The sequence below is a fragment of the Acidiphilium sp. 34-64-41 genome (assembly GCF_002282635.1).
Classification (GTDB): domain Bacteria; phylum Pseudomonadota; class Alphaproteobacteria; order Acetobacterales; family Acetobacteraceae; genus Acidiphilium; species Acidiphilium rubrum.
This window is the reverse complement of record NZ_NCJX01000034.1, coordinates 1-12,520: the sequence shown is the minus strand read 5'-3', so window position 1 is coordinate 12,520 and position 12,520 is coordinate 1. Positions and strand designations below refer to the sequence as shown.

Below are 12,520 nucleotides of genomic sequence, written 5' to 3'. Positions count from 1 at the left end.
TTGGATGACGGCGTTTTCATCACGGTGCTCAGTGACCGCCAAATTGCCAGATCGGCAGATGCAACCACCAACCCCACCATGAAGGCCAGCCCTGGGTCCAGAACGGTCCGGAAATCAGGATGCAGGCGGCGCTGGCAAACCCCGCGCCGAGGGCCAGGAACAGGCCGAGCCGGTGGATGCCCAGCGTGCCGATGGAATAGCCGATGAAATCGCGGAAAAACGTGTCTTCATGTTCGGTGAATTTCACCACTTCGCCCTTGGCCGGGTTGATTGCGGCCAGCACGAGCGAACCGTGCAGCGCGAGCGCGAAGGTGGTGGTGAAAAACAGCGTCACCGCGACCATGTGCATCGGGTTGTATTCGAAATTGATGTAGTTGTAGCCGGTGTTCGACACCCAATCGAGATGCGACATGATGCCGTAGGGAAACCCGACACCCCAGGCGCCCATCAGCAGCGGGCGGATGACTTCGAGCGTGACATAGGCGAAAATGGCAACGCTGAACGCGGCCGGCACGTGCAGACCGATGCCGAGCTTGCGCGATATCTCGACCTCGCGCAGCGCCCAGGAGCTAAAGGAGCCGACCGCGCAGATGGTGATGATCTGCCAGAGGCCACCGTGGGCGAGCGGGGCGAAGCCGAGCCCGTAGGAGAGATCGGGCGGGGCGATATTGATCTGCCAGATATTCCAGGTGGGGCCGATCGCGGCACCCCAGATGATCAGGGCGGTCCCGAGCAGGGTAAAGAATCCGCCGATGACCCCGAAGAAACCGACGTAGAACGGCCCTACCCAGAAATCGAACAGATCGCCGCCGAGCAGTGTGCCGCCGCGGACGCGGTATTTTCTTTCAAAACTGAGCATTGCCATCGGGCTGTTCCTTGTCGCTCTTGAACTCGCAGTTGGGGGCCCTTCCCCCGGTGCCGCCCGATCGTCTGGCGGTCACCGGGGTTGGCGAAGGGCTGTCGCCCCCGTTACTTGTTTGCAGGCATCGACGATTGCTGTTGCATCGTCATCGCCGGTGCTCCGCCGAGCCAGTCGAACCGTGGCGTGCTGAGCAGGATGAAGTGAATCAGGATGGCCAGCGCAAACAGGAAAACCCCGAGTGCGGTGAGAACCCTGCGCGGATCGAACAGAAGCCACATGCGCCACATGGTATGTCCTCCCTCAACCGATATGCGAGGTGAGCATTTTCACCCCGATGTGAGCGTTGGTAAGGAACCCGGTGACATAGCCATGCGGACCCGGGATCCACGGGCGCCACTGCCATACCAGGAAGTGGGCGATCACAGCGATGATAACGAAGCCGATAAAACTCATCACGAAGATGGAGTGAAACTCCTTGGCTTCGCGCTCGGTCAGACCCGATAGCGAGCCCTCCCGATCTTGTGTGGTCATGGACATGATAGAGGTATCCTCGATATGGACTGGCACGTTGCCGGGTCAGACCAGTTCCGCGCGGACCCCGCGCGGGGGGACGGCCGCAGCCCATGGGACTGCGAACGATGGGGTGGCCCGGCCAGAACGGCGGGCATCGGTTGGCGCGCGGGGCTCATGCGAGCTCCCTCTCACGCAAGGCGGTGGCAACATGGGCTTCGGTCACCCGCGGCGATCCATCATGCTGCGCGCAGCGCTCGGCACGATCGCGCAGGCGCTTGGCCGCAGAAATGCGGATCAGATAAGGCTCATCCGCCAGATGACGATCGAGTGCGGCGAGCGCGCCGGCATCCCACAGATCGGCGGTATCCGCTTTCGCCGGCGTCGCATCGATCTTGTCGAGCTCGGTGCCCAGCGGCAAAATGGTGAACAGCGCGTCGAACAAGGCGTTGCAATATTCCTGAACAACGTAGGTTGCCCCTGCATATCCCATGAATGGCGTGCCGGTGGCGCGCCTGATGATCGCACCCGGAAACGAGGCCGGAATATACATCGAACGGCCACCGCGCTCGGCGGCGTACATCCGTTCGTTGAACGAGCCGAACAAAACCAGCGGCGGCGTCTTGGCGATCGCCGCGCGAACCGCATCGTTGTCGGGCTTCACGCCCGGCTTGCGCGCGAAGGAAAATGTGCAGGGTATGCCTAAATCTTCCTCAAGCAGCCGCTTCAGCCCGCGGGTGTAGGTTTCCGTTGCGACCACCGCAAAACTCGCGGTCGCGAAAAAATCCTGCGTCACGCTGCGCCACAGATCCCAGATCGGCTTGATCGTGGTCTCCTTCTCGCGCGCGATGAACGGTTCCGGATCGAGCCCGGTGAGTTCGCCGAGCTTTCGCAGGAAATTTGTGGTGGCGTGAATGCCGAACGGCGCCATCAAGTACGGCTTGCCGAGTTCCTCACATAATTTACGGCCGAATTCGCGATACAGACAGATATTGACGCTGGCATCGGCGAGTCTCGGTGTATCCTTCAAATGCGACCCGAGCGGAAACGACAGATTGACCTCGCAGCCAATCCCTTCGACCAGGCGCCGCACTTCCGCCAGATCGGACGGCATGTTGAACGTACCGTAAATCGCCCCGATGAGATTGACGCGCGGTTTTTCAGCCTTCACCTCAGGGCGCTTCGCCTTGAGATTACCGAATTCGCTATGCAGCCAGACCAGCGCACGATCGGCACTCTGCCACTGATCCTCATCGATCGTGCGCGGCAGAAACCGGCGCAGGTTCGAGCCCTCGGGTGTCACGCCGCCGCCGATCATCTCGGCAATACTGCCGGTCACCACCACGGCCGGAATTTTCTGGTCCCCGATCGCGGCGGCGCGCTTCATCGGCCCTTCGGTGCCGGTCATCGAGAGCGAATCTTCATCAAGCCCGGTCACCACAATTGGCAATTCATGCGGTGGCAGCGCATCGGTATAGTGCAACACCGCGGTCACCGGCAGATTCTCGCAGCCCACCGGCCCGTCGATCACGACGCGCAATCCCTTGATCGCCGAGAACACGTAAACCGCACCCCAGTAGCCGCCCGCCCGGTCGTGGTCCTGCACCAGCATCAGACGACCTCCGCCTTGGCGGGTTTCGTCGAACCCGGCGCTTCGAAAAACCCGACCATCCGGCTGAACCGTTCGCGGCCCTTGCATTGCGTCGCTACGATCCCCGGCAAGGCCGCAGCCCCCGCGGTGCCGAACACCGGCCGGGCCGAGACCATGTTGGTGAAATACACCGCCGGCGTGCCCTGCTCCTTCGCCGCCTGTACCAGCGGCGTGGTGCCGATCGCCAGATCCGGCTTCACATCACGCATCGCGGCAATATCCTGTTCGAGCGAGGCGCGGTACTGCACATGCGTTCCCTGCGCTTCGAGCCAGGCGCGATCAGGCTCGCTCCATTCCGTGCGCGGCAGCGCGGTGCCGACATAAGGCACCGTCGCACCGGCTTCCATCAACAAGCGCGCCACCAGCAATTCCGAACCTTCGTAGCCGGACACGATCAGTCGCGCGGTCGTCGGGTTCGCCGCCATCGCCGCGCGGATCGGCGCGAGCGCCTGCGCCTTGGCGATATCGATGGTTTTTGCACTGATATTGGCCGCCTTGCCGATCGCATCGAGCCAGTCGGCGGTGGCGGACTCACCCACCGGTGCCGAGCCGACGATGGCCCGTCCGGCTGCGGCGAATTCGCGAATGCTGGCGGTATAGAACGGGTGCACCGCGGCCGCGATACTGCAATCGAGCGCGCCATACAGATCACGCCATTCACGCGCGGGAATCTGCGGCCCGATCGCCAGTCCCATCGGCGCCAGCATCGCCGCAACGACCGGCGGATCGGCCGGAAACAACTCGCCGATCAGGGTCACGCGTTGACCATCGGCGAGTTTGGTGCGCGGGCTGGCCACCGCCCCGGCCTCGGCTTCGTTGCGGGCGTAGCGCAGCATCGCGCCGGCCAACACATCCTTCGCCTCGGCATGGGTCGGCACGCCGAATCCAGGCACATCGATGCCGATGATGCGCACGCCATCGATCTCTTTCGGCAACAAATCCAGCGGCACACCGGAGGCGGTGGGCACGCAAAGATTGATGACCACCACAGCATCATACTCGGCCGGGCGCGCGGTCTCGCGCACCGCCTTGCGGATGTCCTCGAACAACTGCCCGGTCACCAGCGTTTCCGAATCGAACGGCACATAGCCCACGCTGCGGCGCGCGCCGTAGAAATGCGAGGTGAAGGTCAAGCCATAAACGCAGCAGGCCGAGCCTGACAGAATCGTCGCCACCCGGCGCATCCGCAGGCCAACGCGCAGGCTGCCGAACGCCGGACACATCGATTGCGGCTGATCATGCGGCCCTTTCGGATAATCGGCCGCAAGCCGATCGAGCATTGCCGATTTCCCGGCCGCACGCGCCGCATCCTGCATGGTTTCCGCACCACCGTGACAGCCGGTTGCAGCAGGCTTGGCAGGCATTGCGATGCCATCGGGCGGGCTCATGCTCAAGCGCCCTCGTAGACGATTTCGAGCGAAGGTTTGTTCAACACGGTCGAGCCGCACATATCCTCAAGGCTGGCGGGGTTGAGCGTCACGCCGCGGCCGACCGCATCGCCCTTGAACAGGCCGAGCAGAGCATCATGGCTCAACGGCTTCGGACGGATCGGCGGCGCCTCGGCCACCTGCACGCCGAGCGCCTCGAACAGCGGTGCCCATTGGCCGCCCAACTGGCCGACGATTTCATAATTCGCCGATTTGCGCCGGATGTCCTCATCGGCCGGGATCGCGGCGAGCACCGGAATACCGACGGCTTCGGCAAACGCCTGCGCCTCACCGGTGCCATCGTCCTTGTTGATCACCAGACCCGCGACGCCGACATTACCACCCAGATTCCGGAAGTAATCGACCGCTGAGCAAACGTTGTTGGCAACGTAGAGCGATTGCAGATCGTTCGAACCGACCACGATGACTTTCTGACACAGGTCACGCGCGATCGGCAGACCGAACCCGCCGCACACCACATCGCCCAGGAAATCGAGCAGCACGTAGTCGAAATCCCATTGATGAAAGCCGAGCTTGTCGAGCAGTTCAAACCCGTGAATGATGCCCCGCCCGCCGCAGCCGCGACCGACCTCCGGTCCGCCGAGTTCCATCGCGAACACGCCGTCGCGCTTGAAGCACACATCACCGATCAGTACGGGCTCACCCGCTGCCTTCTTGCGCGACGAGGTCTCGATAATGGTCGGGCAGGACCGCCCGCCGAACAGCAGCGAGGTGGTGTCGCTCTTCGGATCACACCCGATCAGCAGCACCCGCTTGCCAAGTTGCGACATCATGTATGAAAGATTGGCAAGCGTGAAACTCTTGCCGATGCCGCCCTTGCCATAGATCGCGATGATCTGGGTCTTTTTGGGCGATGCCACGCTGGCACCCACCTCGATATCGGGGGCGATGCGGCCAGTGGTTGCATTCATGATGCGTCTCTCCAATCGATGAGCAGTTTCAAGCAAGTATCCGTTCCGAAAGCGGTATGATAAGCACCACCCGCCTCATGCGCCGGCACCCGATGCGTGATCAGACCATCGAGGTCGAGCCGCCGCGTCGCGATCAGATCGGTCACATGGGCAAGGTCGGCCTTCTGCCATTGCGCGGCGATGGCGATGCGGGCTTCCCGCATGAAGGCCGGTGCGAAGGAAAATTGCATCGGTGCGGCATAGAACCCCGCCAGCGTGATCAAACCCTGCGGTGCCAGGCGCGAGATCAGCGTATCGAGAATCGCAGCATCGCCGCTGACATCGATCACCTTGCGATAATCGCGCCGCGCATCATCGTCCGCATGGCAAATTCTGTAGCCATTACCAGCGTCCATCCGATTCGGGTTGGTCTCCCACACGGTGGGTTCACCACCCGCGATCACCGCGAGCCGCGCGATCAACCGGCCGAGCACGCCATGCCCGATGATCAGTTCAGGCGCCCCGCCTGCCACCGCCAGCGCGTGTTGCGCAGTCGCCGCCAGCGCGATCAGCGCGCCGCGATCACCCAGATCCCGTGCTACCGTCACAACCCGATCGGCGCCGACCACCAGATGCTTCGCATTGGCGCCGAACAAGCCGCGCACCTCACCAAAACAGCGCGCACCGGGCACGAACACGTGCTCGCCGATCCGCGATGACGCCTCAGCCCCAGCATCGATGATCCGGCCCACCGCCTCGTAGCCCGGCACCAGCGGATAGCCCATGCCTGGAAAATGCGGCATCGCGCCCGACCAGATGAGTTTCTCGGTACCGGAGCTCACACCGCTGTAATCGATCTCGACCAGCACATCGCCCGCTCCCGGTGCATCGAGCGCGATGCGGCGGACAGCGACATGTTTCGGTTCTTCGATGATGACGGCGAGACTATCGAGCAATGCACGTCCTCCCAGTGGAGTGCTGTGCCCGAGGATTGCCGGGACACAAGTGTAAGAATACCGTGACAGTCTCGATTGTCAACCTAAACTTACACTCGTCCGCAAAGAAACCACGCGGCATCACGGCACCACCGCCGTCATCACGCTCGCCAGCATCGGCTGGCGGGTGGCGTGCAGTTTCGTACCGATGAAGCCGGCAGCTTCAAACATCGCAACCAGCTCGGCCGGGCGGCGCGGCCGGCCGCTGCCCATCGCGAACAGATACAGGCCGAAATAGGCATCGCCCATCGATTGCGCGCCCTTGGTCCCGGCCATCGGCTCAGCAACCATCACGGTCGCACCCGATGCCAGACTCGCCCGCGCATTGCGCAAAATCGCCATCGCCTGCGCGTCGTCATGATCGTGCAGCACGCGCACCAGCGTGATGATATCGGCATCGCGCGGCAAAACATCACAACGCATGTCGCCCGCCAGCACCCGGCTGCGCGCCGCCAACCCCGCCGCCGCGAGTCGCTGCTCCGCCAGTGCGGCAACCGCCGGCACGTCGAACAACATTACATCCAGCAACGGCGCCGCCTTGGCGACCGCGCCGATAAAACTACCGTCGCCGCCACCCAGATCGAGCAGCCGCCGGTGCCGCCGGAAATCATAGGCCGCCAGAATCTCGCCGGCGATCATCGGCTGCGTCGCCGCCATCAACGCCGAATACGCAAGCGCGCGCTCGTCGTTCGCCTGTTCATACGGCCAGAACGCGGCAAGACTCGCGCTCGCTTCGCCGCGCAGCAGCGCCACCGGATCGGCAAGGTCTCGATACAACAGCGCATGATGCCGCACCATGGCGGCAACGCCGGGGTTGCCCCGCAGCGCCGCGCCCAGCGGCCCCAGCTGCGCGCTGCTGCCATCGGTCTCGAGCAGGCGCAGCGCCGCGCCCGCGCGAACCAGCCGCAGCATCGCTTCCGGCGCCATGCCGGCCTCACCCGCCAGCGTGCCGATCATCACCGGTGCCGCCGCGAGTCGTTCGAACAGATCGAGGCTCACGCAGGCCGACAGCGTCTGCGCATAGACAAATCCGGCGCACAGATCGAACAGCGCCGCCGCCTCGCGCCGCGCGATCGGCCGGGTCAGCGGAAACGCCGCCGCCCAGTGCTGAAAGCGCGGGCTCGCCAACAGCCGGTTACGCATCGCGTGCAACCGGTCGCGCCAACCCAGCGGGGCCGCACCGACCACGGCGGCGACGGTCATGCCGCCACGCGCACCAGCGCCTTCGGCACCAGGCGCTTGGCTTCCTGCACGATCAACGCGCGCAACGGCACCGCTCCGGGACAATCCGGAATCGATGCCGCCGCCGCCTCGGCGATCGCATCGAGCCGATCGAGCGCCCCGTCGATCCCGTATTGCGCGACCGCGCTGGGCCGGTGCAACGCATTGTCCTGGCCGATCGGCTTGCCGCACACCGCCGCATCACCGGCCGCATCGCACAGATCATCCGCAATCTGATACGCATCGCCCAAATTCTCGCCCAGCGCCCGCCACGCCGCCGGCGCGTAACCGGCACTCACCGCCCCCGCCATCGCGGCAGCAGCAAACAAGGCGCTGGTCTTGGCGCGCTGATACCGCGCCAGATCGACATCGTCCTCGCTCTCCCACGCCTGCCCGGCGACAATGCCGCCCGGCATGCCGACCGATTGCGCGACAATCCCGACCAACCCGGCCAGCGCCTCCGGCTGCCCAGCACAGCCGAGCGCCAGGGTCTGAAACGCCAGCACGATCAACGCATCACCCGCCAGCACCGCCAGCGGCGCGCCGAACGCGGCATGGACCGAGGCTTTACCACGCCGGATCGGCGCATCATCGAAACAGGGCAGATCATCGTGCACCAGCGAAGCACAGTGCAGAAATTCGAGCGCCGCACCCGCCGCCGCCGCCGCATCGAAATCCCGCGCCCCGCATGCCGAAGCCACCGCCAGGCACAGCCGCGGCCGCACCCGCGCCCCGCGCGGAAACACCGCATGGCGCATCGCGGCCGCCAGTTTCGGCGGCGCGTCACCCGCTTCAGCGCGGAGCATCGCGGTGGTAAGACTCGATTAGTGCTACGGCATCCATCAGAAGCCTCCCGGCGCTCATGCGGACCGAGCCGCATGTGTCAACTTTGATTGTCACTCGTGACTGTGCTATTTGATTGACAGTTCGTCAAGCAATTTCGCTCCCGATCCCCCGCAGAAGGCCGCGCCCGATTCCCACCACCCCAAACCACCCGGTCATCATCATCGGCGCCGGCATCGGCGGCCTCGCCGCCGCGCTTGAACTCGCCGCCTCCGGCCATCGCGTCGTCGTGCTGGAACAAGCCGCCGCCCCCGGCGGCAAATTGCGCACCGTCAGCATCGGTGCCGCCGAGATCGACGCCGGGCCCACCGTCATCACCATGCGCGAAATCTTCGACGCTCTGTTCACCCGCGCCGGCACCAGGCTCGACGATCACGTCACCCTCATCCCGCTCGCCATCCTCGCCCGGCATCACTGGCGCGATGGCACACAACTCGATCTGCTGGCCGATCCCGCCGCGAGCGAAGCCGCCATCAGCCACGCCATCGGCGCGCCCGCCGCTGCCGCATTCCGCCGTTTCCGCGCCCGCAGCGAAGCCATCTACCGCACGCTCGATGCCAGTTTCATGCACAACCCCACCCCCAGCCTGATCGGCGTGACGCGCAATGCCGGCCTCACCGGCCTCGCCGCCTTCCGCGCGGCCTCGCCCTTCGCCTCGCTGTGGGATGCCCTCGGCACCTGCTTTGCCGACCCCCATCTGCGCCAGCTCTTCGCCCGCTACGCCACCTATTCCGGCGCCTCACCCTTCGCCGCCCCGGCCACGCTCATGCTGATCGCCCATGCCGAACAGGCCGGCGTCTGGCGCATCGCGGGCGGTATGCGCCGCCTCGCCGAGGCGATCACCGGCCGCGCCACCAGCCTTGGCGCGGTCTTCCACTACAACACCAAGGTGGCTGAAATTCTGGTCGAACACAGCCGCGCCAGCGGCATCCGCCTGCAAGACGGCACCACCCTCGCCGCCTCCGCCGTCATCGCGAACACCGAACTCGGCGCGATCAGCGCAGGCGCCCTCGGCGCTGCCGCACGCGCCGCCATCCCGCCCAGGCTGCGCGACGGCAAACGGTCGCTCTCCGCCGTCACCTGGCAGGTCACCGCCCGGGTCAGCGGCTTTCCGCTCAGCCATCACAACGTCTTCTTCTCGACCGACTACGCCGCCGAATTCGCCGAAATCGCCCGCGCCCGCCTGCCCACCGACCCCACCATCTATCTCTGCGCGCAAGACCGCACCGGCGCGCTCACCGAATCGCCGCCCACCACGCCCGAACGCCTGCTCATCCTGGTCAACGCCCCCGCCACCGGCGATCGCGGCACGCCGGATGCCGCCGCCATCGCTGCCCTCTGGCAGCGCGTCACCGCCCGCCTCGCCGCCGCCGGCCTCACCCTCACCGAGGTCGATGCCGCCGTGACCGGCCCGGTCGAGTTCCACGAAAAATTCCCCGGCGCCGGCGGCGCGCTCTACGGCCGCGACCTCGCGGGCTGGCGTGACCCGTTCCAACGCCCCGCCGCCCGCACATCCCTGCCCGGCCTCTATCTCGCCGGCGGCTCCGCCCATCCCGGACCCGGCCTGCCGATGGCCGCCCTATCGGGCCATTTCGCCGCCGCCGCCCTCGCCGCGGACCGCCGATGATCCGGTTCGACCACCCCATCCCCCGCGGCGGCTACGCGTGGTGGTACGTCGATGCCCTGAGCGATGACGGCCTGCACGCCCTCACCCTGATCGCCTTCATCGGCTCGGTCTTCTCGCCCTATTACGCCGCCGCCAACCGCCGCACCCCGGGCGGCGCCGACCCCGAGGATTACGTCGCGATCAACCTCGCCCTCTACGCCCCGCGCCGCACCCTCTGGGCGATGACCGAACGCCGCCGCCGCAGCCTGATCCGCGAACCCGGCACGCTCGGCATCGGCCCCAGCCGGCTCGATTGGAACGGCAACCGCCTCACCGCCCGCATCACCGAACTCACCACCCCCATCCCGCAACCCATGCGCGGCACCATCACCCTGCACCCCAAGGCGCTGGAACCCACCATCTACCCACTCGATGCCGCAGCCGCCCACCGCTGGCAGCCGATCGCGCCCTGCGCGCGCATCAGCGTCACCTTCGAAAAACCCGCGCTGTCCTGGGAAGGCGACGCCTATTTCGACCGCAACGAGGGCGACGCCCCGATGCACACCGCGTTCTCCACCTGGAACTGGTCCCGCGCGCCAAGCCGCCAGGGTGCGCGCGTGTTCTACCACGCCAACCGCCGCGATGGCGGCACCACCGCACTCTCCCTCGGCTTCACCGCCGCCGGCGGCGCCGCACCGCTGCACGCCCCGCCCGAAGCCCCGCTGCCCATCACCTGGTGGCGCATCACCCGCGAAACCCGCTGCGACGCCGATGCCGAACCCCGCCTGCTGCGCGCCTTCGAGGATACGCCCTTCTACGCCCGCGCCCGCATCGCCACGACCATCGACGGCGAACGCCTCGATGGCGTGCACGAAACCCTCGATCTCGATCGTTTCACAATGCCAGTCGTCCAGGCGATGCTACCCTTCCGCATGCCCCGGCGATTTATCTGACCCCGCGGTTCATCTGACCCGGCGCAAACGCCTAAGCCACCGCCGCCAGCTCACTCACCGCCCCGACCATCCGATAATTCGCCGCATCGGCGAACAACGCCCGCAGCACCATGTTATTGATCCGGTGCCCCGTCCGCGCGCCCTCGAACCGCCCCAGCATCGGCGCCCCGGCCAACGCCAGATCACCCACCACATCGAGCAGCTTGTGGCGCACGAATTCATCGCCGAACCGCAGACCCTCCGGGTTCATCACCCGCGCGCCATCCACCACCACCGCATTCGCCAGGCTCCCGCCCCGCGCCAGCCCGGCCGCCTGCAACGCCTCGACCTCATCGGCAAACGTGAACGTCCGCGCCCGCGACAATTCCGCGATAAACCCGCCCGGCGTCAGATCGCACGCATAACGCTGCCGCCCGATCGCCGCGGCGGCGAACTCGATCTCCAGCGCCATCGCAAACGCCCCCGCGCGCGGCCCCGCCGGCTCCAGCGCCGCATACGCCGCACCATCCACCACCCGCACCGGCCGCAGAATTTCGATTGCCTCGCGCGCCACCGCGCTCTCCGCAATCCCCGCACACCCGATCAGAAACGCAAACTCCGCCGCCGACCCATCGAGAATCGGGCACTCCGGCCCATCCACCTCGATCATCGCATCATCGATGCCCAGCCCCGCCAGCGCCGCCATCACATGCTCGACCGTGCCAACCCGCACCTCCGGCCGCGCCGGATCGGCCAGCACCGTACACATCCGCGTATCCGCGACATGATTCCACAAGGCCGGCACCACCGGCGCCCCAGGCAAATCGACCCGCCGCACCGCAATCCCCGCGCCCGGCGCCACCGGCACCAGCCGCAAACTCACCGCCGCCCCGCTATGCAGCCCCACGCCATGACAAGCGATCGCCGAACGCAACCCGCGCCGCACCCCCCGCCCGGACCAAGCCGCCCCGCCATCCCACGGACCAGCCGACCGCCCCATCATGCCGCTCAAACCACCATCCATACCCAACCAGCTTCCAAAAAATGCCAAACCAACCACCGACCCGCATAAACCCGAGCCCAAACCTATCTTTCGTTGCAGCGCACACTATACCGTGAAGCTTTGGTTAAGAAATCAATCAATATTTCTGATTGTTTCGCCATAACCAACTGGAATTGCGGCATTTTTATGTATCGCTCCGTAACACGCCGATATCCCGTGAGCGAAGGTGCGCGCATGCAGCCTCGAAGCAGCCCGATTGGACGCAAGCGCATCCGATGCCGTCACCAAATAAGCCAAGAAAGACACCGTTCTTTTTTAAAAAAGAGGGACTTCCCTGGCTTTTCGGTATTGTTGTTGCGTTATCGTAACGATTTAGGCGTGCGAAATCATGGCCCCTTCCGCCAGAGTTTTTTGACGTTGAAGGAGGGGACGAAGGGTTGGTGCCAGGGTGGCACGGGCGGTGGGGGTGGGCCGAGGATATCGCGGAGTTGTTCTTGCGTGAAGTCGATGCTGCCGTCGGGGTTGATTTTGTATTGGTCCATGAAGCTGGGCTGGCGCT

Annotated in this window: 12 protein-coding genes; 2 read left to right on the top strand and 10 right to left on the bottom strand. The window is 65.5% G+C overall.

Annotated features, from left to right (window positions below; translation table 11 throughout):
- Positions 1–28: 28 nt before the first annotated feature.
- The 9 genes from pufL to B7X49_RS09185 form a co-directional block, all read right to left on the bottom strand.
- Positions 29–865 (bottom strand): photosynthetic reaction center subunit L, encoded by an 837-nt coding sequence (gene pufL, locus B7X49_RS09225; RefSeq protein WP_029312398.1) that lies wholly within the window; start codon positions 863–865, stop codon positions 29–31.
- A 104-nt stretch (positions 866–969) separates the two neighbouring features.
- Positions 970–1,149 carry a light-harvesting antenna LH1, alpha subunit gene (pufA, locus tag B7X49_RS09220; RefSeq protein WP_029312397.1) on the bottom strand — a complete coding sequence of 60 codons (180 nt, stop codon included), beginning with the start codon at positions 1,147–1,149 and terminating at the stop codon, positions 970–972.
- Between the two features lie 13 nt (positions 1,150–1,162).
- Positions 1,163–1,399, bottom strand: a complete 237-nt coding sequence (gene pufB, locus B7X49_RS09215) for a light-harvesting antenna LH1, beta subunit (RefSeq protein WP_029312396.1) — start codon at positions 1,397–1,399, stop codon at positions 1,163–1,165.
- Positions 1,400–1,547: 148 nt separating this feature from the next.
- Positions 1,548–2,984, bottom strand: a complete 1,437-nt coding sequence (bchZ, locus tag B7X49_RS09210) for a chlorophyllide a reductase subunit Z (protein WP_286703213.1) — start codon at positions 2,982–2,984, stop codon at positions 1,548–1,550.
- Positions 2,984–4,411 (bottom strand): chlorophyllide a reductase subunit Y, encoded by a 1,428-nt coding sequence (gene bchY / locus B7X49_RS09205; RefSeq protein ID WP_286703214.1) that lies wholly within the window; start codon positions 4,409–4,411, stop codon positions 2,984–2,986. Before bchY ends, bchZ begins: the two co-directional genes overlap by 1 nt.
- Positions 4,412–4,413: 2 nt before the next feature.
- Complete coding sequence (locus B7X49_RS09200; protein WP_029312393.1) at positions 4,414–5,382, bottom strand: chlorophyllide a reductase iron protein subunit X; 969 nt, start codon at positions 5,380–5,382, stop codon at positions 4,414–4,416.
- Complete coding sequence (gene bchC, locus B7X49_RS09195) at positions 5,379–6,317, bottom strand: chlorophyll synthesis pathway protein BchC (protein ID WP_286703215.1); 939 nt, start codon at positions 6,315–6,317, stop codon at positions 5,379–5,381. Before bchC ends, B7X49_RS09200 begins: the two co-directional genes overlap by 4 nt.
- Before the next feature lie 120 nt (positions 6,318–6,437).
- Positions 6,438–7,559, bottom strand: coding sequence for a methyltransferase (locus B7X49_RS09190; protein WP_286703216.1), 1,122 nt, complete (start codon positions 7,557–7,559; stop codon positions 6,438–6,440).
- On the bottom strand, positions 7,556–8,383 hold the full coding sequence (locus B7X49_RS09185; RefSeq protein WP_353744416.1) for a polyprenyl synthetase family protein: 828 nt from the start codon (positions 8,381–8,383) through the stop codon (positions 7,556–7,558). Before B7X49_RS09185 ends, B7X49_RS09190 begins: the two co-directional genes overlap by 4 nt.
- Before the next feature lie 113 nt (positions 8,384–8,496).
- Here B7X49_RS09185 and crtD point away from each other — a divergent pair, with 113 nt between their 5' ends.
- Positions 8,497–10,047 (top strand): 1-hydroxycarotenoid 3,4-desaturase CrtD, encoded by a 1,551-nt coding sequence (crtD, locus tag B7X49_RS09180; protein WP_286703218.1) that lies wholly within the window; start codon positions 8,497–8,499, stop codon positions 10,045–10,047.
- Positions 10,044–10,979 (top strand): carotenoid 1,2-hydratase, encoded by a 936-nt coding sequence (locus tag B7X49_RS09175; RefSeq protein ID WP_286703219.1) that lies wholly within the window; start codon positions 10,044–10,046, stop codon positions 10,977–10,979. Before crtD ends, B7X49_RS09175 begins: the two co-directional genes overlap by 4 nt.
- A gap of 31 nt (positions 10,980–11,010) precedes the next feature.
- On the opposite strand, the gene lpxC is transcribed toward B7X49_RS09175, so the two are convergent.
- Positions 11,011–11,961, bottom strand: coding sequence for a UDP-3-O-acyl-N-acetylglucosamine deacetylase (gene lpxC, locus B7X49_RS09170; protein WP_286839099.1), 951 nt, complete (start codon positions 11,959–11,961; stop codon positions 11,011–11,013).
- Positions 11,962–12,520 lie beyond the last annotated feature (559 nt).

Coding starts and splice junctions, on each gene's coding strand:
- pufL (WP_029312398.1), bottom strand. CDS start 865: ATGGCAATGCTCAGTTTTGAAAGAAAATACCGCGTCCGCGGCGGCACA.
- pufA (WP_029312397.1), bottom strand. CDS start 1,149: ATGTGGCGCATGTGGCTTCTGTTCGATCCGCGCAGGGTTCTCACCGCA.
- pufB (WP_029312396.1), bottom strand. CDS start 1,399: ATGTCCATGACCACACAAGATCGGGAGGGCTCGCTATCGGGTCTGACC.
- bchZ (WP_286703213.1), bottom strand. CDS start 2,984: ATGCTGGTGCAGGACCACGACCGGGCGGGCGGCTACTGGGGTGCGGTT.
- bchY (WP_286703214.1), bottom strand. CDS start 4,411: ATGAGCCCGCCCGATGGCATCGCAATGCCTGCCAAGCCTGCTGCAACC.
- B7X49_RS09200 (WP_029312393.1), bottom strand. CDS start 5,382: ATGAATGCAACCACTGGCCGCATCGCCCCCGATATCGAGGTGGGTGCC.
- B7X49_RS09190 (WP_286703216.1), bottom strand. CDS start 7,559: ATGACCGTCGCCGCCGTGGTCGGTGCGGCCCCGCTGGGTTGGCGCGAC.
- B7X49_RS09185 (WP_353744416.1), bottom strand. CDS start 8,383: ATGCTCCGCGCTGAAGCGGGTGACGCGCCGCCGAAACTGGCGGCCGCG.
- B7X49_RS09175 (WP_286703219.1), top strand. CDS start 10,044: ATGATCCGGTTCGACCACCCCATCCCCCGCGGCGGCTACGCGTGGTGG.
- lpxC (WP_286839099.1), bottom strand. CDS start 11,961: ATGATGGGGCGGTCGGCTGGTCCGTGGGATGGCGGGGCGGCTTGGTCC.